The organism is Bacillus sp. FJAT-29814, from assembly GCF_001510715.1.
Taxonomy (GTDB): Bacteria; Bacillota; Bacilli; order Bacillales; family Cytobacillaceae; genus Neobacillus.
In genome coordinates this window covers 481,075-502,409 of record NZ_LMTJ01000002.1, presented here as the reverse complement: position 1 = coordinate 502,409, position 21,335 = coordinate 481,075, and the positions used below count along the sequence as shown (strand labels likewise).

The following is a 21,335-nucleotide window of genomic DNA, read 5'->3' as shown; positions in this document are numbered from 1 at the left end:
TTTATGGGAAAATTAGAAGTTTTCGGTGAGCGTGGTACTCAACTTCCATACTTGTTCAACGTTTTGAGGATTTGTCGCATAGCTAGGGTATGTCTTGTTACCGAATATATTTTTTAATTGTGCCAAGCCCGTTTCGGCCGTTGATGGCTCAATAATCTCTCTTTTATGGTTAATCAGCTGGCCAGTTAGATTTTTAAATTCATCCGAGGTGCAAATGTGAAAATAGTTATTAGCCATGCCTGATGGCTGCGGATTCGTGAGATTTTGTAACCGAGCAAACACCCTCCAAATCGAGTGCATCTTTTGAATCGTCTCTTTTGATAGTTTTACACGATTTATTTGAATCGCATTGACTTTGATTCCTCTGCTTTTAAATTCTTCGGCCTGTTTAAAGGTTAGCATCAGCAGCGCCATTTTCGAGTCACCGTACATTTTATATACGCTGTAAGGCCTTGTCTCGCGCAATTCCCCGCGTAAATTATCGAACTCAATTTTCCTTTTTGGGTCAAAGAAATTTTTAATATTTGTCGTGCAAGCATTGAGGACTCTCGGGTCTTGAGATTTTTCGAGATGGTCAGCCAATAATAGGGTCAACAAAAAAGGGCCGAAAGTGTTTGTAGCGAACGATAATTCGATATGCTCGGGACTTAGCTTATACTCTTTCTCTCCGTGATTTAAATAGGCGGCGTTATTGATGAGGATGTCTAGGTGCGGATATTTCGCCTTAAATGCTGTGGAAAATGTACAAATAGAGTCAAAAGAAGAAACATCAATCTCCATCAAATCTACATTTGTATTTTTGGTCATTTCTATGATTTCTTTTTGTACGGGTGCACTAATCTTTATATTACGGCAGGCCATGACCACTCGATAGCCTTCAGCCGCAAATTTTAGTGCGGCTGCTTTTCCAATCCCCGAATTTGCACCTGTAATAATCACAATCCTATCGTTCATTTTGATCCTCCTGTTCTTTACTCGCATTTTTTCCTTTCCGCATATGGGCTGCGGTAATGATATCACTGGCGGTGCTGCCTAGCATATGCATCATTTTTCCCTCGTCAAAATCGTCCGGAAGCAATTCATTTGCCACCATAATGGAAAGACCTATCTGAAAAATTCTCATTTTTAATAAGATGGTTCTGAGTTCTTCATCGGAAAAGCTCTCGAGAGTAGGATCTTGTTTCATCATTTCTACAAGCATATCCTCATCCTGCTCCAGATTATTGATGTAATCATTTTGCTTGATTACAAGGTCGCGAAACAGGGCGCTATACTCCTTGGCAAATTTGAGACTGGCGGCTCCTATGTCACGAAACGGATAGCCTGTATTTTGCTCCTTTATCAGTTGTCTGTTCACTTCAAAGGTCTTATTAACCACTTCCTGAATCAATTCATCAACATCTTTAAAATTTACATAGATTGGAGCGATGGAGCTCCCCAGCTTATCAGCCACCTTTCGGATCGTAATGCCACCAATCCCTTCTGTTCTGGCGATTTCAAACGCAACTTCAATGATTTGGTCTTTATTGAACTTTGACTTAGGTGCCATATTGTACTCCTTTAGTAATAGAATTCAGTTGATACATATCGTGTGTTATATATCAATTATTATATCCACATTTTTATCATTTGCAACCATTTTCAGGAAAAAACTTCCGACAATAATAGACCCATTTCATGCAAGGGAGGTTAGTTTGCTGATTCTAGACTTCTGTACTTTTGCAAGCATCTATAATTTTTTCATCGTATACATTGCCTAACAATGTACCTTGTTATACAATGGTACTAGAAAAAACTGGAGGAATCCATATGGATAGGGAGCTATTAAAAGGAAGTATTGAGATATTATTGCTGTCTTTGTTGGTGGAACAGGATTGTTATGGGTACGAAATGACCAAGAAACTGCGGGCGCTGAGCGATGATGCCTACCATATGAATGAGGGTACCCTTTACCCGGCCCTAAAGCGATTGGAAACAAAGGAATGTGTGGAGTCCTATTGGCAGGAGGGGCTGGACGGGAGCAGACGAAAGTACTATACCATCACGGATACCGGTCGTAAGTTGCTGGCCGATAAGCTTCGCAGCTGGAAACAAATTGATCAATTAATCGACAAAACGCTGGAGGGGCTTTCATGAAAAAATTGGAACAGTATATAGAAAAGATCGTCGCCGATTTGCCGATGTCCGATGAGGAGAGAGGGGATTTTCAGGAAGAGCTTTCCGTTCACTTGGAGGAGCATGTGAAGGAGCTGATGATTAAAGGGCTCCCGGAAGATGAAGCCATCCGGCAGGCAATCAGGGCCTTCGGCCATGAAGATAAAATCAATTGGGAAATGAAAAAGGCGATTTTCCCGTTTTATAAACTGGCACGATTCCTATGGAATGTTGTCTTTGTTACGGCGGGCCTAGCTTTCATCTCCTATTCATTGTCAGAATATTATCACCCGGAATTTGACAATCCTGTTCCTTTGGAAAGTGTTCTTATGTTATTTGGGATCCTCTTTTTTATAGGGGCAGGAATTGAAGGGATTTATGAAGCGATACTAGACCTGGTCAACTGGAGATGGCTGGCCAATCCATGGCTTGTCTTTTTACCGCCTGCCCTTGTGATTGCCGTTTTCCAGACCTTCACCCTCATGAAAAATCCGGACCAGTATCAGGAAGGCTTTTGGATTGATTTATATGCCATTCCCCTGGCAACTGTGCTGTATTTAATTGCAAGGCAGCTGTTTACTTTCATTTTTCCAAGACAAAAACAAGCTTTAAACCGGAAAACGACCATTTAACCATGTATGCAGGCCACTGACCTTTCAGCGGCCTGTTAGTAATGAATTGAGATTAAGGTTATCCTATATGTATGATGAAAGATGAGAAAGAGTGGTAACAAATGGATCATGCAGGGAGTTTCCAATTGCTATTGCAAAATATAGAATTTTTATCATCGCGGATTTACCAGGGAATCAAAATTCTCCTGGTACTCGACGGTGAAATTATCGTTGAAACCGATTATGGATTTTTTCACTTAAAAGAAAATGATTTGCTTGTAATCAACCGAAATGAATTGTATCAAGTGAAGGCTGTCAAAAATAACACCGTGTTATCATTAGGGATTCCAGATTCGTTTATTTCTGACTATTATAAGGAATATCGTCACTATCATTTTCATTTATATTCCCAGCAAATGGACCGCGGGAAAGAAACAATTATGGCCCAGATGCGCAAATTCCTCTCTGAACTGCTGCTTGCCTATTGCAGAAAGGAGGAAGGCAGTCAGCTTGAGGTACATATCTTAACATGCAAAATTTTGCTTACCTTGATTCAGCGATTTAAGGGAACCAGACCGGAATGGAATCACATCGATTCGAATGACCAGCGATCGCAGGAGATGATTTCCTATGTCAATCAGCATTTTGACGAGCCGATCACCTTAGAGGATGTCGCGAAACATTTTTATCTTTCGCCCAGCTATTTTTCGCGGTATTTCAAACAGCAATTTGGAATTGGTTTTAGCCGTTATGTCATGAATGTCCGCTTGGAGCACAGTGTGAAGGATTTGCAATATACCAAGGATTCGATTACCTATATTTCCATGAAAAATGGCTTTCCCAATACCAAATCATTTTCCACATTATTCAAAGAGGTGTATGGGGAGACACCCCATACGTTTCGGGAAAAGCACGCAAAAGAACAAGTGAATTTGGTTAAGTATTACCAGTTGGAGGATAGAGGCGCCTTCCTGAATTCTCCTGAACTGATGTTGAAATTAGGTGAACTCCTTTCAGAGGAAGACCATCCGGCAACCTATAGTAATACAGAGACCTATTTCGAAGAACTAACAATTGATTTAGCTTCTGCACCTCGTAAAAAATTTACTCATCCAGACAATATATTAACGATTGGCGAATTGAGGGAATTACAACGAGAAAATATACGCAAGCAAGTGCTATTAGCGAAAAAAGGATTAAATATAAAATATATCAGTATCAATAAATTACTAAGGGGAAGGACGATATCTCCGGCTGTAGAAACGGATGAATTGATTCCGACAACCTCTCCTTATTATAACTCGGATGATGTCATCGATTTTTTAAAGACACATAACCTATCTTTATTTATCCAAATTACATATAGAAAAACTGATCATGAGTCATACTTTCAAGTACTCGAGCATTTTATCAGACACTGTGTGCAAATGTTCGGTGAACATTATGTTGGCTCCTGGTATTTTATCTACCTGACGGATGAAGATGCTTTAGAAAGCAGTCAAGTAGAACAATTTTATGCAGCATTATACCAATTGATGAAAAAACTAGTTCCTTCTATAAGGATGGGAGTATTTTTGCCATTTTCTTTTCAAACAGGAGCCACGGATGAAGCGCATAAATGGATTTTAAAACAACCGGAGCACATTGATTTCATTGCGTTTCAGGCAAGCCCAAATGAAATTGTGGATTACAAATACGACATCGATGAAAATTATGTATTGGCAAAAGATTTTATTAAGGAAAAAACGCATAAATTGACCCACTACTTAAAAAGCCATTCGATCGAAAAACCGATTCATTTAATGAACTGGAGTTCTTTTTCCGGAAATACCCGTTATACGAACGGGACGTTTTTCCGCGGATCGTTAATCTTGCATGATGCGCTTGCTGTGGCGGAAGAAGTCGAGTCGCTTGGTTTTTGGATCAATACCGAAATTCATGAAAGAAATGTAGAGGGAAGAAATATTCCCCTTGAAGGAATGGAGCTGTTTCATTATTTTAATGGCAAACGCCCAGCCTTCTATGCGATGTCCTTTTTTAACAGGCTGCAAGGAAAAGTCGTTTCAAAAGGTGCGTATCATATCATGATGGAAAATGAGACTGGTTACCAGATTGTATTAATGAATAACAATATAGTCAATCCGTACTTTTCAATAGAAGAATCATTTTTACAAAAATTGGTGAAAGAAGTACGCGTCACGATTAAAGGGATCCCTAATGGGGAATATCAAGTGCGGAAGTATGTTTTTGACAAAGACAACGGTGCCTTGTATAAGAATTGGTGGGAAAATAACAGCAAATTTGGCTTGGACAAGGAGATTATTGACTACATCACTCATTCCAGCCAACCATTACTAAACGTATTTGATGAAAAAATTGACGGGGATTGGTCATTTTATTCCTATTTAACCATTAATGCCATTCACTTTTTTGAATTGAGGAAAGAATTTAAATAAGAATGACAATGGTAAAAAAAACACGGTAAATTTTTGCCCTAAAAGTTTCTGAGTAAATAATATTACCTTCCTAGTCAGCTGAAGTGGTTAAAAAACGACTCCTTTTTAAAGGGGTCGTTTTTTATAATTAATACATACCGCGGGCGTTGTTAAAAAAAGTAGATAGCAAATTACATGTTGCAATCTAGGAGGTAACGGAAATGGAAACATATAAAGGGACAAATAAATTAATTACAGGTATTGTATTTGGCGTTATTACATTCTGGTTGTTTGCGCAAGCCATGGTCAACATCGTTCCGGCCGTGCAATCGGACTTAGGTGTTTCACTTGGAACCCTTAATATTGCAATCAGTTTAACCTCATTATTTTCGGGTATGTTTATCGTCGGTGCTGGCGGATTGGCTGATAAAGTGGGACGTAAAAAAATTACGTATATTGGGCTCGTATTGAGCATTATTGGGTCATTGATGCTTGTACTAGCACAAGGGGCGGCATTATTAATAATTGGCCGTATCATTCAAGGACTTTCTGCGGCATGTATTATGCCGGCAACGATCGCGTTGATGAAAGAGTATTTTGAAGGAGCCGAGCGTCAGCGCGCCCTGAGCTACTGGTCAATTGGATCATGGGGCGGTTCTGGCGTTTGTTCATTCGCTGGCGGTGCGATTGCCACCTATATGGGCTGGAGATGGATTTTCATCTTTTCGATTATTTTTGCACTTCTCGGTATGTGGCTGATTAAGGATACACCGGAAAGCAAAGCAAACTCAAAAGGTGCTTTTAAGTTTGACGTTAAGGGTTTAGGTATTTTGGTCGTAACAATGCTGGCGTTGAATCTGTTCATTACTCGTGGAGCAGACTGGGGCTGGACAAGCACACTTACTTTAATCTGTCTTGCTATTACAATTGTCGGAATCATTACTTTTGTGAAAGTTGAAAAAAATAATGCGATTGCTCTTATCGATTTTTCATTATTTAAAAATAAACCATATGCAGGGGCAACCTACTCTAACTTCTTATTAAATGCCGTAGCTGGTACATTAGTGGTTGCCAATACGTATGTTCAAGTTGCACGTGGATTTACCGCTTTTCAATCAGGGATGCTGTCGATTGGTTACTTAGTTGCCGTACTGGCAATGATTCGCGTTGGGGAGAAAATTCTTCAAAAATCTGGCGCTAAATCTCCAATGGTTTGGGGTACGGTGATCACGACGGTTGGTGTAGCAATGATGGGTCTAACCTTTTTGCCGGGCTTTGCCTATACCGTTGCTGTATTCATTGGGTTTGCATTGTTTGGTTTAGGACTTGGCATTTACGCAACTCCATCTACAGATACATCTGTATCCAACGCGCCTTCTGATAAGGTGGGAGCAGCTGCGGGGGTTTACAAAATGGCAAGCTCACTTGGCGGAGCGTTCGGTGTGGCCATTTCAGCAGCCGTGTATGCCGGAATTGCCGCCGTCGGCAGTACTGAAGTCGCAGCAACATCAGGGATTATTGTCAATGTCATCTTCGGTGTATTGGCACTGATTTCCATTATTTTCATGGTTCCAAAAAACGCAGGAAAAGAACAAAAAGCGGTCTTAACGAAAAAAGCCAGCTAATATATTCCAGAAGCCAAAGGTCAATTTGGATGGAGGTCATTCGAAATGAAAGAACAATTAATGAAAATGTTAGAAGAACGGAAAGACGAAATCATTGGGATCCGTCGCTATCTTCATGAAAACCCTGAACTTTCATTTGAAGAAGAAAACACAAGCAAGTATATTGAAGCGTTTTACCAAGGCAAAGATGTCAAAGTGGATACCAAAGTCGGTGGCGGCCATGGGATTATCGTGACGATTGAAGGCGGCAAGCCGGGCAAAACCATCGGCCTTCGTGCTGATTTCGATGCGCTTCCGATTACGGAAGAAACGGATGTGCCATTCAAGTCAAAAAATCCAGGTGTTATGCATGCCTGCGGTCATGATGGACATACTGCCTATCTACTGGTTCTGGCGGACTGCCTGATCCAGCTAAAGGATGAAATTCCAGGAAAAATTAAAATTATCCATCAGCCTGCTGAAGAAGTGCCGCCGGGTGGCGCGATTGGAATGCTTCAATCCGGTTTACTGGATGATTTAGACGATATTTTCGGGATTCATTTACTGCCGCTTGGACCATCAGGTGTTGTCGGCTACAACAGCGGCTACGTATTCCCAGGCCGTGCCTACTTTAAATTAAAAGTTCAAGGCACAGGCGGACACGGTTCTTCGCCCCACTTGGCAAATGATGCCATCGTCGCTGGTGCTCATTTTGTAACAGCGGTTCAAACGGTCGTCAGCCGCCGTCTAAACCCATTTGATATGGGGGTTATTACCATCGGTTCGTTTGACGGAAAAGGTACGTTCAATGTGATTAAAGATAGTGTCGAACTAGAAGGCGATGTTCGGGCGATGACAGATGAGACACGGGAATTGATTGAACAAGAAATTCGCCGTATCGCCAAGGGCATTGAACAAGAATTCAATGTAACCTGTGAACTTACGTATACACCGGATTATCCGCCATTGTATAACAACCCTGAACTGACCGAAAGGGTAGCTGGATTTTTGCAAAATGCCAATGATCGAGATATTACAGAAGTGAAGGAATTCCCTAAAATGTCTCCATCAGAGGATTTTGCGCACTATGCAAAAAGATTCCCAGCATGCTTCTTTTACATTTGCTGTACGCCAAAAGGGGTAGAAAAACCATACTTTAATCACCATCCAAAATTTGATATCGATGAAGATGCCCTTTTAGTCGCTGCAAAAGCGGTTGGCCAAGTTGTTTGCGGATATTTTAATAAAGATTAACCAGTTAACCCCCTGCATTAACTTAAATGCGGGGGTTTTTTTATGTGCATTTCCCACCTAAGCCCGCGTTTTTCCTCCAAGAAGTTTACATAAACTCACAAACAACTTTACAATTTATTAACAATATATAAGTAAAATTAAAGTATCTAATCTAAAAGTAGGTGCAAAATGGATCATCCGAAACTATTTTCCCACATAAAGACTAGTCATTTTTATTCTTTTCTGATGTATTTAAATAACAGAAGAAAGAAGGATCTGGTTTATTATAGAAGTTTGAAGGAATTGCAAAAAATAATAAAACATCACACATTGGATACCTTTTTTCAGCCTATTCTTAACTTGAAATCAGGAGAAACAGTCGGATATGAAATATTGAATCGTCCTGGTAAAACAACCTTATTTTCAAATACAGAAACGTTTTACGATTTTGTTGGACAAACGAATCAAGTGTTTTTATTTGAATGCTTTTGCCGAAATCTCGCATTGAAACGTTTCATTGATAGAAATAAAGAGAACGTTCTCGAGAGAAGCCCATTGATTTTCATTAATATTCACCCTCATGTGTTGCTTGACTCTAATTATCATAGTGGCGAAACCCGTCGGCTGTTATCAGAGCTCGGAATTGACCCGAAACAGGTTGTTTTTGAATTGACCGAGAAAAGCGCAGTCACAGATTTTGAACTGTTTGAAAAAGTTCTTTCCAATTATCGCTCACAAGGGTTCCGAATTGCCGTTGATGATGTAGGCTCCGGATACAATAGCTTAAAAACATTAATTTATTTAAAGCCTGAATTTATTAAACTAGATCGGTCACTCATTCAAAATATTGACAAAAATAGAGAGCAACAGCAGCTGGTCAAATTAATCATTGAATATGCCAAACAGTCTTCTTCTCAAATAATTGCAGAAGGAATCGAAAGAATCGAAGAACTGGCTTTTATTAGTGAACAAGGTGTAGACTTTGGACAAGGATACGCTTTAGGTAAACCAAAAGAGGAAGTAAAACCAGGGAGAATACCGGAGTATTCACGATCACGAAGCCTTTCAGTAAGTTAATAGTCAGAAAAAGGATGAAAACGATGGTTGCATATGTGGGTGATATTGTAGAGCAAGTTCCTTGTGTTTCTCTAAATGAATTAAATAGTACCGTAGATAAACTATTTAATGAAAATACAAGAATACAAGGAGTAGTTGTGATAAAAAATGAAGTCCCAGTTTCCCTTATTTCAAAAACATATTTTTATCAAAAAATTGGAACCCAGTACGGTTACCATCTCTATATGGGGAAATCGATTGAATTGCTTGTCAGTACAGATTCTCTCATGGTTGATTATTTTCAATCGGTAACAGAGGTATGCAAGTTAGCAATGGAAAGGGAAGAACAGAATCGGTATGACTATGTCATTGTAACAAAAGAAAATAAATATATCGGCGTTGTTAGTATTGAAAAATTGCTAATGAAGTTAGTAGAGGTTCAAGTGGAATTCGCCAGCTTTTTAAATCCTCTCACTCGATTACCGGGCAATCACAGCATTGAAGAAAAATTAAAAGAAATCATCCGCCATGAAAGGTTTAGCATTTTATATTTTGATTTGGATCATTTCAAAGCCTATAACGATACCTATGGTTTCAAAAAGGGGGATGCACTGCTTCAATCTACTGCAGAACTCCTGAAAAGGTATTATACAAATAAAGGATCCTTTTTAGGGCATATAGGCGGGGACGATTTTATTGCTATTATTGATCATCATGATATCCTACCTGATTGCGAATCCCTCATAAAAAAATTTGAAAAGATGGTAAAAGAGTTTTATAGTTCCCCCCACCTGTCACAACAATATGTCATAGCAGAAAATCGGCAGGGTATCATAGAAAAAATTCCGCTTGTTTCATTATCGATCGCCATTGTGACCAATCAGAACCAAACATTTAAGGATGTAGAAGAACTAGTCGAATATGCCGCCTCAGTTAAAAGAATTTGTAAAGGTGTTAGAGGAAGTTGTTATACAATAAATATTTAGTAGAAAATTGATAGGGTGGAAGGATAAAGCATAAACTCCACCCTCTTTAACTAATGAACTTATACCCGTTTAAGACAAGCCATAAAACAAAGAAAATCCATAGAATAATAATCAACGAGCCAACAATCCAGTTTTTCGGTTTTCCGTATTTCATCCTATCGTTTGCTTTAACTTCGCAGTCTTTGATCACTTCAGCTGGTATCATCTTTAAAGCCAGCATAATTCCTAATGGAACTAAAATAAGATCGTCTAGATAACCGAGTACGGGTATAAAGTCCGGAATCAGGTCGATCGGACTGAAGGCATAAGCGACAACGCAGGCGGCAACCACTTTCGCGTACCAGGATACTCGTTTATCTTTATAAGCGAAATATAGAACAAAAAGTTGTTTTTTAAGTTTCCTTGCCCATTTCTTCAACCTTTCCATGTTCTCCCCGCCCGCTATCGTTTTTTCTTTATTTTAATATAAATTTACTTATACGTCTTGATAACCTACTCCCCATTCTTCCATTACATCTAAAAGTGTCTTATAGAAGGTGTCTATTAGACAGTTTGGTCTTGATTGCTGGTAAAGTGTCTTATAGAAGGTGTCTATTAGACAGTTTGGTCTTGATTGAATGGTAAAGTGTCTTTTAGAGGCGGTCTATTAGACAGTTTGAGGAGGTTAAACTAGAAAAGTGTCTTATAGCCGTGTTATATTAGACAACTTGGGCGGGTTTCAATAGTATAGTGTCCTTTAGAAAGGTTCCAATATACAAAACTTATGAAATTTTTTAAAGGAAATAATAGAAATACCAAGAATCCTTTAAATTAGCGCCAAAAAAATAAGGAGTAAACAAATGATTCACTTTGAAAATGTATCAAAACAGTTTGATGATGGAACGACTGCTGTTAAGCAATTAAATCTTACTATCTATAAAGGAGAATTTTTCGTTCTGATTGGACCGAGCGGCAGCGGAAAAACCACTACCCTAAAAATGATCAATCGGTTAATCGATATTTCTGAGGGCACCATTTTAATAAATGGGAAAAAAATCAGCGACTATGATATTCATGAACTGCGCTGGAATATCGGGTATGTGCTTCAGCAAATTGCTCTTTTTCCGCATATGACCATAGAAGAGAATATCGCCGTTGTTCCGGAAATGAAAAGGTGGGGCAAAGAGAAAATCGGCGAAAGAGTGGACGAGCTCTTGGAAATGGTGGGATTAGAGCCCCAAACGTATAAACACAGAAAACCCAGTGAGTTATCCGGAGGCCAGCAGCAACGAATCGGGGTTGTGAGAGCCTTGGCGGCTGATCCAGAAATCATTCTGATGGATGAGCCATTTAGTGCGCTTGATCCGATCAGCAGAGAAAAGCTCCAGGATGATATCTTGAACCTTCAAAAAACGATAAAGAAAACCATCGTTTTCGTTACTCATGATATGCAGGAAGCGCTAAAGTTAGGCGACCGGATTTGTATTATGAAAGATGGAGAAATCGTGCAAGTTGGGACCCGTGATGAATTAATCTATCATCCCATCAATGATTTCGTCAGAGAATTTATTGGAACGAACAATCAAAGAGATTTTCATTTTGATCTGGAAAAAGTTCTATCTGGTGTCAATAAAGAAGCAGAGAATATCCCAGTGATCCCAGTGACCAGTTCATTGCAGCAAACCCTTGAAGCATTATCGGAGCAGGACCAAGTCGGCATAGACAAGGACGGGGAAATCATCGGTTATGTAACTAGGCAGACGTTGATTCAGCAACTGTCGAGTAGCCTGAAAGAAGGTGCAGTAGAATGAACGATTTATTCCAAACCTTTTTAGCAAGAAAGGGAGATTTGCTAAAGGGTTTAATCGAGCATATCGAAATCTCCTTCATTGCCCTGTTTTTTGCTTTAATTATCGCGATTCCCCTTGGAATCTATTTAACCCGAAAAAAGAAAGCGGCAGAGATTGTCATTGGAATTGCCGCTGTGTTTCAAACGATTCCGTCATTGGCGTTGTTGGGGCTGCTCATACCACTTGTCGGAATCGGCACTGTTCCATCGATTATCGCCTTGGTCATTTATGCGTTGCTTCCAATTTTAAGAAACATCTATACTGGAATCAAAGAAGTGGACCCCAATTTGATTGAAGCGGCAAAAGGGCTTGGCATGAATAACCGCAGATTGTTATTTAAGGTAGAGCTTCCCCTTGCCATGCCTGTTATTATGGCTGGGATTCGAACCGCAATGGTGCTGATTATCGGTACGGCGACAATCGCAGCCTTGATAGGAGCCGGCGGATTAGGTGATTTGATCACAGTCGGAATCAGCCGGAATGATTCGGACCTGATCCTGTTAGGGGCGATTCCAGCAGCCCTGTTAGCGTTATTTTTCGATTTTTTACTCCGGCAGATGGAGAAGATGACATTTAAGAAATCGATGGTCTCCATGGTTTCTGTCATCATCGCAGCTTTCTTGGTCATCACTGTTTCTTCGGTTATGCAGCCAAAAAGAGCAGACATTATCATCGGCGGAAAATTGGGGGCTGAACCGGAAATCTTGATGAACATGTACAAGCTTTTAATTGAAGAGAATTCTTCCCTGAGTGTTGAGGTGAAACCAAATATGGGCGGAACCACCTTTGTCTATAATGCTTTAACCTCAGGCAGTATCGATATTTATCCTGAATTCACCGGGACGGTCATCGCAGATTTGTTAAAAGAACAACCAAACAGCACGGATCGAAAAGAAGTCTATGAACAAGCCAAGGATGGCCTGTTAACCAAATTAGATTTAGTTCTGCTTAAGCCGATGAATTTTAATAATACTTATGCATTAGCAGTTCCAGCGTCACTAGCACAGCAGTATAACTTGCAGACGATTTCTGACTTGAAACCAATAGAAGGCGCGATAAAGGCTGGATTCACGCCGGAATTTCCTGAGCGTGAAGATGGATACCTCGGGATCCAAAAGCTTTATGGAATTCAATTCTCCAAAGTTACCATTATGCAGCCGGAATTAAGGTATGCGGCCGTAAAAAGAGGCGATATTGATTTAGTAGATGCCTATTCAACGGATAGTGAACTTGAAAGATATAATCTCGTTGTATTAGAGGATGACAAAAATTTATTTCCTCCGTATCAAGGCGCACCTTTATTAAAGAAAGAGACAATAGAAAAATATCCAGAGTTAAAAGATATTTTGAATAAACTTTCTGACAAAATTACCGATGATGAAATGAGAAAAATGAATTACGAGGTTGCGGTTGAGAAGAAAAAGGCTAACAGTGTGGCGAAGGAATTTTTAGAAAAAAATGATTTACTAAAGTAATGAGGAAGGGTGGAGATGGGAATGGAAGTAAAAGAAACACAAGCCAAGAAAATCCTTACAGAAGCAAAGGGATATCTGGACGTCGGCTTTACCCATTCCCTGAATCCATACAGCGGCTGCGGCTTCTCCTGTAGTTATTGCTATGTAAGGGAAATGCCCCTCCAACGTTTCAAAGGAATCCCTTGGGGAGAATGGCTAGACCTCAAGACGAACGCAGCCGAAAATTACCGGAAGGAAATCATCAGACTTCGCAAGAGGAATAAGCCAGTAATTATCTTTATGTCATCCGCTACAGACCCTTACCAGCCAATGGAACGGAATGCTGGAATTACCCGGGCGATTTTGGAGGAGATGGTAGAGAATCCGCCTGATTTCCTTCAGATGCAGACCCGGAGCCCGCTCGTCACTAGGGATGTTGATTTGTTAGTAAAAATAAAGGAAAAATGTGATCTCGTTGTATCGATGACGGTTGAAACCGATCGGGAAGACATCAAGCAAATTTTTGCCCCTTACGCACCCGGGATTAAACTTCGTTTAAAAGCCTTGAAGGAAATTCATGATGCAGGTATCCCCACCCAGGCTTCCATTTCACCTGTGCTCCCATTTACCCCGGACTTTCCGAAACTGTTGGATGGAATCGTGGATCGGGTTTGGATTGATACGCTACTTATTGGCGATGGTCAAGGGGGACGGCGTTCAGCGAGATTGGGGATGCCGGAATTATTTAAGGAGCATGGGTTATCAGAATGGTACAGTGAGGACATTCATGATCGAGTAAAAAAATATTTTAGTAAATACTTTCGTAGTGAGATGATTGGGGTTTCTTGTGATGAGGCCTTTCCCAAATAACCTTAGGGAGGCTCATAACGACCGAAGGCATGAAAAAACCAACGCCCCGGTCGTTATGGGAGGTTCATAACTCCAAACCCCTCAAGAAACAACAAATGCCACGAATATTCCATTTTTCCTTCGAGCTTCCTTGTTAATTATCTAGGTTTATTTCCTTCAAGAACCGTTCAATTGTTTCCTCAATGCTCAGTACACCAATATTCCCCTCTTTTCGCTTCCTTAATGCCAGGGAATGGTTCTCGACTTCTTTATCACCAACGACCAGCATATAAGGTACCTTTTGTTTTTCAGCTTCCCTGATCTTCAAGCCCATCTTCTCATTCCGGTCATCAACTTCCACACGTAATCCTGCGGCTTCCAGTTGCGACACCACGTACTCCGCATAATCTGCCTGCGCATCGGAAATCGGGATGATTTTTGCCTGAACGGGTGCCAGCCAAAGCGGGAATTCACCAGCAAAATGCTCAATTAAAATTGCCATAAACCGCTCAATCGAGCCATAGATGGCCCGATGAATCATGACGGGAACATGAAGGTTGTTATCCTCGCCTACATAACCGCAGTTAAACTTTTGCGGCATTTGAAAATCCAATTGAACAGTGCCACATTGCCAGCTTCTGCCGAGTGAATCCAAAATATGAAAGTCAATTTTCGGGCCATAAAACGCTCCGTCCCCAGGATTCAGCTGATAATCAACCCTTTTGCTCTGTAACACAGATTCCAGCGCAGCTTCCGCTTGATCCCACATTTCCGGTGAACCCATGTATTCCTCCGGACGAGTGGACAGTTCGACCTTATAATTAAATCCAAACAGGGAGTAAAACTCATCCACCAACTCAAGGACTTTGGCAACTTCCGACTCAATCTGGTCAATCCGGGCAAATATATGGGCGTCATCTTGAGTAAAGGCGCGGACCCGCAAAAGCCTATTTAAAGAACCAGACAGTTCATGTCGGTGGACTAATCCAAGCTCTGCATAACGGATTGGCAATTCCCGATAGCTTCGCCGTTTGCTGTTGAAAATGAGCACAGCGCCAGGGCAGCTCATTGGCTTAATCGCATAATTTTGCTCATCCACATTCGAGAAATACATATTCTCGTGATAATGATCCCAATGGCCGGATTGCTCCCAAAGCTCCTGTTTCATCATAATCGGTGTTTTTATTTCCTTATAACCAGCCTTTTTGTGCTTTTGTCTCCATAGATTTTCAAGCTCATTTCGAACTACCATTCCATTTGGCAGGAAGAACGGCATTCCCGGTGCTTCCTCCATGGAAGTAAATAATTCCAGCTCCTGACCTAATTTTCGATGATTTCTTTTTTCTGCCTCCAATTGATTTACCATTTTTCATTCCTCCTATTTTTTTTATAAAAAAAGACCGCACTCTCCCTAACAATAGGGACGAGTGCGGCCGTGGTTCCACCCTGATTCCATAAAACAAGCCTGTTTTATGCTCAAAAAAGATAACGGATTTACCGATTATAGATACTAAGATTCCCTATAATAGCTCCAAGGTGGTAAACCATTCTTTTTTCTACAGGGCTTTCAGCCAATGGCCCTGTTCTCTGGAAAGAAAACTTAAGAATGATTCATGTCCTTATCATCGCTTGACTATAAAATTGTGAAAATAAAAAACGCACCCATCCCAACAAAAGGGACGAGTGCGGTCGTGGTGCCACCCTAATTCCATAAAACATGCTATCTTAGCCTGCTTTATGCTCAAAAAAGATAACGGATTACCCGATTATAGATACTTAAATTTCCCTATAATAGCTCTAAGGTGGTAAACCATTCTCTTTTTCTTCAAGGCTTTCAGCCAATGGCCCTGTTCTCTGGAAAGAAAACTTAAGAATGATTCATGTCCTTATCATCGCTTGATTTAAATTGACAATATGTGGTTGTTGATGATTTTAATAGGAATGGTGAAATATGTCAATCATTTTTTGTTTGAAAAATTAAGGGCATCCTCCAAAATCTACATTGCCGTTAATCCACCATCAACGATAAATTCAGATCCTGTTGAGTAGCTTGATTCATCAGAAGATAAGTAAAGAACAAGGTTTGATACTTCTTCGGGCTGCGCTACTCGTTTTAAAGGAATATGCTTTGAAAATTCCTCTACAGCTGCCTTTGTATCTTCTTGGACGACCATAGGGGTTGCGATCACGCCAGGGTGTACCGAGTTGACACGGATGCCATAGTGGGAACATTCCATTGCCGCTGCTTTTGTCATGCCGCGAACAGCGAATTTTGTATCGGTATATCCGATAGCACCACCAACAATCCCATTGATGGAAGAAACATTGACAATGGAACCGCCGCCAGCTTTTTGCATAGAGGGAATAACCGTTTTCATTCCTAGAAAAACAGAAATTTGATTGATATCCACGATACGACGGTAATCTTCAAGAGATGTTTCTAAAATGGATTTTGCCATTGTAATTCCAGCATTGTTTACTAATACGCTCACTGATCCGAATTTTTCTTCAGCCTTAGCAACCACTGTTGCCCAATCTTCTACACTTGTCACATTTTGTTTTACAAATAAAGCATTTTCACCTAATTCAGTGGCTAAAGCCGTTCCTTTTTCTTCATTCAAATCTGTTAATACAACTTTTGCACCTTCGGCAATAAAGAGCCTTGCATGTGATGCACCCATACCTTGAGCAGCACCAGTAATAATTGCGACCTTACCTTCTAAACGAGCCATTCATAACTCCTCCTATTACATTGCTAATCGGTCTTTCTTCCTTTATCGTTGCAAGTAACTATTTCATATATGCAAGGTATTTATACTACAAATGTAAATCGAAGGGCAACACAACCTTTTTTATAAAAAGTGAAACCAAAAGCTGCTTCCATTTCGTTTACCATATGAAACGTTTGCAAGGGGAGGTCCCATCTTTGAACAATGAACAGGAACTGATGCGAAAAATTAGGGAAGGGGATAAGGAAGCCTTTGGCCTACTAGTTCGGAATCTTCTGCCCTCAGCCTATAAAACAGCCTTTCTCATTTTAAAATCAAAAGAACATGCCGAGGATGCACTCCAGAATGCCCTTGAAGGGGCGTATATCAGCATAATGAAACAGAAGGAGCTGATGAATTTTAAGGCGTGGTTCTACAGTCTCGTCTATTCACGCTCCATCGACATCTATCGAAAAAACCATCGTGTTATTCATATAGACTTCGATGACAGCACGGAAGCACAGGGCAAAATCGTTAACCAATCGGCACAGCAAACAGCGATTCAAAATGAAACAAAACAGGAAATGCTGGCCCATCTTCAGAAGTTGAAAAGAGACCAGAGTTTGCCATTGTATCTTCATTATTATGAAGATTTATCCCTGAAAGAAATTTCGCTTATCCTTAATGAAAACATCAACACCGTCAAAACGCGGATTAAACGAGGAAGGCAAAAGCTTGCGGAAATAATGGGTAACTCAAAAAAATTTTATCAGGAGGTAAAGACGAATGGGATCTAAAAAAGAAGTGAACCTCTCATCATTGGAACATTTGCAGGTACCTGACACTCTTGAAAAATTTATTGCTGACCTGCCAGATCGATACGCCAATGGCGAGATTGATAAGGAAATCAAGGAACAAACCGAAAAAGATTGGAACACCTTTCGTCATGGGCTGAAGGGGCGTAAAGCTGTGTGGAAACTGGTGGCTGCTGTTACGGTTTCTGTCGCCGCGGCGTTCGGCCTCTTCGTAGGATCGGCCTTTGTCTCACCAGCCATGGCCCAAATTGTCTCCACTATTCCTTATTTAGGCGGCCTATTTGAGTCCAAGCCGCTTTTTGAAGAAGTAAAAGAGGCCTTGGATCAAAAGCAATATCAATATGGCCAGTTAGGGGTAAGCATTCCTGAAAAAGAAGTAACTGTTGGGTTTGAGGGCACGGCTGAGTATTATAACGAAGTAAAAACGCCAGCGGAAGAACTGATTAAGGATATCTTGAAGAAAAGAAACAACGATGCCTATAAAGTAAGGGTATTCCACGACCCCGACGCTGCCAAAAGGGCAGCTGAGATTTACGAGAAAGCTGATAAAGAGTTTGACGCAGAGGCTAATAAGGTGACGGCGATTGTCGGGGAAGTTCTGCAAAAGTATGGATACGAGCCGAACGGGATTGGAGTCAGCAGTGATAGAAGAATCAACATTGAATATATTCCCAAAACCGAGACAAGATTGGATCAGATTAAGAGTGATATTTTAACAAGATTGCAACAGGAGCAGATCAAAGAATATAAAATTAAATTTTACCTGATTGACCCTAATTTGCAGGAACGAGAAGGCCGATTAGTGCCCTTGTACCTAACCATGACAGAAGGGCTGACTGCCAGAACCGAATTTAAAGTGAGCGGAACCGGTTATTCCAATAATAAAGAGCGCTTCTATATCGAAGTCCGGACCACAGTCTCGTCTACTGACGCGGAGCAGGAGGAAGTGGCGGCAAAGGCCGAACAGACCATCAAGGAATTCTTGCAAACAGAGGAAGCCAAAACTGCCGTTCAAACCGACATATATGAGATTGTTATTTTAAGTAGAGATAAAAAGACGTTGCGGACAATAAAAAATTAGATTTCTGGCCCTTCTGCACTTTATGCTGAAGGGTCTTTATATTAAAAAGAGCAATTAGTATCTTGATTATTGTAATATTGAAAATGGGGGTGTTTTTTTGAAAAAAATGATTTGGATGCTCATCATAACCATTCCATGCGTGTTACTATTGCTGTTTTCGTTCACCTTCATACCTCATAAACTGGTGAACATCACCCCATCTGACGTTTCCAAGATTAAGGTGTTTGATGGGAACACAGGATATCAGGTGGAGATTACCGACAGGAAGGACATCAATTACATTATCCATAACCTGAATGGAGTAACCTTTAAGAAGGGCAAGCCTTCTTTTATGTATATGGGATATAGCTTTCGTACAACCATTTTTGATCTTAAGGGCAAACCTATTAAGGAATTGACGATTAACTCATCAGATACGATAAGATACAAAGGATTTTTCTATACCTCCACAGATAAAAACATAGATTATGATTATATTGAAAAGCTGGTTCGAAATTAGGAGATAGGATGGAAATTACGTTAATAAGACACGGTCAATCATTGTGGACTGAGAATAAGTCTATGACTAGCCACGAGTTTAAAAAATGGGTTGAACAATATGATTCAAAGGGAGTATCTGAAGAAACATCCTATCCACAAGAAACTCTTGAAAAAATAAAGGCTGCTGCTATTGTCATTACAAGTGATCTGAAACGGTCGCTGGAATCTGCGGAGTATTTAAAACCTAACGTAACCGTCATTTCAAACTCACTATTTCGTGAAACGGAAATGCCTTTTGCCCAAATTGGGGGCTTAAGGTTACATGCGAGTATGTGGGCGGTGATTTTGCGATGCCTATGGTTTATGGGTTATTCCAATGGATGCGAGTCAGTAAAAGAGGCAAAAAGAAGGGCGGAAGCAGCCGCAAAGTTCTTGGTTGAAAGGGCAGAGGAACATCAATCGGTCGTTTTGGTCGGCCATGGATTTTTTAATAGAATGATTGCCAGGGAACTCAAAAAGTATGGTTGGATAGGAAATAGAAAAATGAGTGCTAAGCATTGGGATTCAACAACGTTTTGGCTTGAATACTAAGGGGGATATTTTTTGAACGAAAAATTCATTAAAAAACATTTAGAGGAAAAGTACGGTGATTTTAAGCTTGAGAGATTAACCGGGGGATACACCAATGAAACTTTCCTACTAACATCGGAATCACATCCCCCATTGGTGATTAAGCTGGCCCATTCTCTTAACAAGGACATTGAAAATGATATCAATTGCTTGAAATTGATGCGGGACACAGGGGTAACGCCCAAAATCTACGACGTCATAAATACCGATCGCTTTCAAATCATTGTAATGGAGTACCGGAACGGCCGGAGTGGACAATCGATTTTAGATAGCATGGAACTGGAGAGAGCAAAAGAATTATATAAAAGCTTGGGAACATCTCTTTCAAAAAACATCCATTCCAAGAAATATAAAGAAGCTGTGGGGATAAAGGCTTCCGATTTTGCTGAATTGAACCTTGATTTGGATTTTGTCCCCGGAGATCTTATTGGTACCTCTAAGGATATCCTGCTGCGCATAAACGATTCGCAGGAGGAATGGGTCCTCACCCACGGTGATTACGGGGTTCATAATGTTTTATACACTGACTCTAATATTCTGACAATCTTGGATTGGGAGTGGGCAGAATGGGCCAACCCGTTAACCGATATTGCTTGGGTCTGTTGGTTTACCAAACTGCATTACCCTGAATATGCCGAAGTTCTGAATCCCTTGTTTATGGAAGAATACAAACAGCATAGCTCTATCCATATATCCTCACAATCGTTAAAAGCTTATAGTGTATATAAGGTTTGGAAGGTGTTGTATAAGGTTCAACATGCTCCAAAAGAAGTACAGCAAGAATGGATCAGACGGTTAAGATGGACCGTTGAAACGGACCTATTTTAGTATCAGAGGAGAGATCTTTTATGAACGTCCTCATTAGGGAAGCAAAAGCGGACGACCTTGGGGCAATACGTGAAATCTACAATCAAGGAATTCACGATCGAATTGCCACATTAGAAACGGAAGAAAAGGATTACCTTTACATGAAAGAATGGTTTGAAAAGCATTCTGGCCGTTTTCAGGTTATTGTCGCGGAAAAGGATGGGAAAATTATCGGCTGGGCTTCCTTAAATCAGTACAATAATCGTTGTGCCTATGATGGGGTTGCCGATATTTCAGTCTATATCTCAAGGGATTTCAGGGGAAAAGGGGTAGGGAACAAACTGCTCGCTGAACTTGAATCCATCGCTAGAGTAAACAACTTTCATAAAATGGTTTTGTTCACATTTCCATTCAATCAACTGGGACAAGGATTATATAAAAAAACGGGTTTTCGCGAGGTAGGGATTTTTCAAAATCAGGGGATATTGGATGGCAAATTTGTTGATGTCATGGCAATGGAAAAATTATTGTAATAGATTGATTGCCTACGGTTCTCAATCAGATTGTCGAGAAAGGGTATTTTCTCGGCAATTCTTTTATCAC

At 40.4% G+C, this 21,335-nt stretch carries 21 protein-coding genes and 2 other annotated features; of the genes, 16 read left to right on the top strand and 5 right to left on the bottom strand.

The genetic code is table 11. From position 1 onward, the window contains the following. Positions 1-12 precede the first annotated feature (12 nt). Both AR334_RS06490 and AR334_RS06485 read right to left on the bottom strand, forming a co-directional pair. Positions 13-954, bottom strand: coding sequence for an SDR family NAD(P)-dependent oxidoreductase (locus tag AR334_RS06490; protein WP_066307055.1), 942 nt, complete (start codon positions 952-954; stop codon positions 13-15). Beyond that, entirely contained in the window at positions 944-1,549 is a 606-nt protein-coding gene (locus AR334_RS06485) for a TetR/AcrR family transcriptional regulator (RefSeq protein ID WP_066307051.1), read from the bottom strand. The genes AR334_RS06490 and AR334_RS06485 overlap by 11 nt, the downstream gene beginning before the upstream one ends. 260 nt (positions 1,550-1,809) lie before the next feature. Between AR334_RS06485 and AR334_RS06480 the strand changes: the two genes are divergently transcribed. From AR334_RS06480 to AR334_RS06450, 7 genes are all read left to right on the top strand, one after another. Continuing rightward, positions 1,810-2,136, top strand: a complete 327-nt coding sequence (locus tag AR334_RS06480; protein WP_066307049.1) for a PadR family transcriptional regulator — start codon at positions 1,810-1,812, stop codon at positions 2,134-2,136. Beyond that, complete coding sequence (locus tag AR334_RS06475; RefSeq protein WP_066307048.1) at positions 2,133-2,786, top strand: permease prefix domain 1-containing protein; 654 nt, start codon at positions 2,133-2,135, stop codon at positions 2,784-2,786. The genes AR334_RS06480 and AR334_RS06475 overlap by 4 nt, the downstream gene beginning before the upstream one ends. Before the next feature lie 101 nt (positions 2,787-2,887). Further along, positions 2,888-5,221 carry a helix-turn-helix domain-containing protein gene (locus AR334_RS06470; protein ID WP_066307046.1) on the top strand — a complete coding sequence of 778 codons (2,334 nt, stop codon included), beginning with the start codon at positions 2,888-2,890 and terminating at the stop codon, positions 5,219-5,221. 200 nt (positions 5,222-5,421) lie between these two features. After that, positions 5,422-6,825, top strand: coding sequence for an MFS transporter (locus AR334_RS06465; RefSeq protein WP_066307044.1), 1,404 nt, complete (start codon positions 5,422-5,424; stop codon positions 6,823-6,825). A gap of 45 nt (positions 6,826-6,870) precedes the next feature. Beyond that, the gene (locus AR334_RS06460; protein WP_066307041.1) at positions 6,871-8,058 is read left to right on the top strand and encodes an amidohydrolase; all 1,188 of its coding nucleotides are present in this window, start codon (positions 6,871-6,873) and stop codon (positions 8,056-8,058) included. A 282-nt stretch (positions 8,059-8,340) separates the two neighbouring features. Next, positions 8,341-9,114: an EAL domain-containing protein gene (locus tag AR334_RS06455; protein WP_253701195.1), complete on the top strand. Its 774-nt coding sequence runs from the start codon at positions 8,341-8,343 to the stop codon at positions 9,112-9,114. Between the two features lie 23 nt (positions 9,115-9,137). Further along, positions 9,138-10,079 (top strand): GGDEF domain-containing protein, encoded by a 942-nt coding sequence (locus tag AR334_RS06450; protein WP_066307038.1) that lies wholly within the window; start codon positions 9,138-9,140, stop codon positions 10,077-10,079. A gap of 46 nt (positions 10,080-10,125) precedes the next feature. Here AR334_RS06450 and AR334_RS06445 read toward each other — a convergent pair whose 3' ends face one another. Then, positions 10,126-10,506 (bottom strand): YkvA family protein, encoded by a 381-nt coding sequence (locus AR334_RS06445; RefSeq protein ID WP_066307033.1) that lies wholly within the window; start codon positions 10,504-10,506, stop codon positions 10,126-10,128. A gap of 412 nt (positions 10,507-10,918) precedes the next feature. On the opposite strand from AR334_RS06445, the gene AR334_RS06440 reads away from it, so the two are divergent. From AR334_RS06440 to AR334_RS06430, 3 genes are read left to right on the top strand one after another with little or no spacing between them, the layout of a single operon-like run. Further along, entirely contained in the window at positions 10,919-11,869 is a 951-nt protein-coding gene (locus tag AR334_RS06440) for an ABC transporter ATP-binding protein (protein WP_066307029.1), read from the top strand. After that, positions 11,866-13,383 (top strand): ABC transporter permease/substrate-binding protein, encoded by a 1,518-nt coding sequence (locus tag AR334_RS06435; RefSeq protein ID WP_066307026.1) that lies wholly within the window; start codon positions 11,866-11,868, stop codon positions 13,381-13,383. The genes AR334_RS06440 and AR334_RS06435 overlap by 4 nt, the downstream gene beginning before the upstream one ends. A gap of 15 nt (positions 13,384-13,398) precedes the next feature. Then, positions 13,399-14,232, top strand: coding sequence for a radical SAM protein (locus AR334_RS06430; RefSeq protein ID WP_172799167.1), 834 nt, complete (start codon positions 13,399-13,401; stop codon positions 14,230-14,232). Between the two features lie 133 nt (positions 14,233-14,365). Here the strand turns inward: AR334_RS06430 and thrS are convergent, their stop codons facing one another. Beyond that, a complete protein-coding gene (gene thrS, locus AR334_RS06425; RefSeq protein WP_066307020.1) occupies positions 14,366-15,577 on the bottom strand; it encodes a threonine--tRNA ligase in 1,212 nt (403 codons plus the stop codon). A gap of 50 nt (positions 15,578-15,627) precedes the next feature. Then, positions 15,628-15,846 (bottom strand) — a binding site (T-box leader). A 37-nt stretch (positions 15,847-15,883) separates the two neighbouring features. Then, positions 15,884-16,113, bottom strand: a binding site (T-box leader). Between the two features lie 95 nt (positions 16,114-16,208). After that, positions 16,209-16,943 carry a glucose 1-dehydrogenase gene (locus tag AR334_RS06420; protein ID WP_066307018.1) on the bottom strand — a complete coding sequence of 245 codons (735 nt, stop codon included), beginning with the start codon at positions 16,941-16,943 and terminating at the stop codon, positions 16,209-16,211. A 194-nt stretch (positions 16,944-17,137) separates the two neighbouring features. On the opposite strand from AR334_RS06420, the gene AR334_RS06415 reads away from it, so the two are divergent. The 6 genes from AR334_RS06415 (at position 17,138) to AR334_RS06390 (ending at position 21,265) form a co-directional block, all read left to right on the top strand. Further along, the gene (locus AR334_RS06415; protein ID WP_066307013.1) at positions 17,138-17,716 is read left to right on the top strand and encodes an RNA polymerase sigma factor; all 579 of its coding nucleotides are present in this window, start codon (positions 17,138-17,140) and stop codon (positions 17,714-17,716) included. Further along, complete coding sequence (locus AR334_RS06410; protein WP_066307011.1) at positions 17,706-18,815, top strand: DUF4030 domain-containing protein; 1,110 nt, start codon at positions 17,706-17,708, stop codon at positions 18,813-18,815. Before AR334_RS06415 ends, AR334_RS06410 begins: the two co-directional genes overlap by 11 nt. A gap of 106 nt (positions 18,816-18,921) precedes the next feature. Beyond that, complete coding sequence (locus tag AR334_RS06405) at positions 18,922-19,314, top strand: hypothetical protein (RefSeq protein ID WP_156431207.1); 393 nt, start codon at positions 18,922-18,924, stop codon at positions 19,312-19,314. A gap of 8 nt (positions 19,315-19,322) precedes the next feature. After that, positions 19,323-19,886 (top strand): histidine phosphatase family protein, encoded by a 564-nt coding sequence (locus AR334_RS06400; protein ID WP_066307007.1) that lies wholly within the window; start codon positions 19,323-19,325, stop codon positions 19,884-19,886. 12 nt (positions 19,887-19,898) lie between these two features. Further along, entirely contained in the window at positions 19,899-20,753 is an 855-nt protein-coding gene (locus tag AR334_RS06395; RefSeq protein ID WP_066307005.1) for a phosphotransferase family protein, read from the top strand. A gap of 20 nt (positions 20,754-20,773) precedes the next feature. Then, positions 20,774-21,265 (top strand): arsinothricin resistance N-acetyltransferase ArsN1 family A, encoded by a 492-nt coding sequence (locus AR334_RS06390; protein ID WP_066307003.1) that lies wholly within the window; start codon positions 20,774-20,776, stop codon positions 21,263-21,265. Positions 21,266-21,335: the final 70 nt, after the last annotated feature.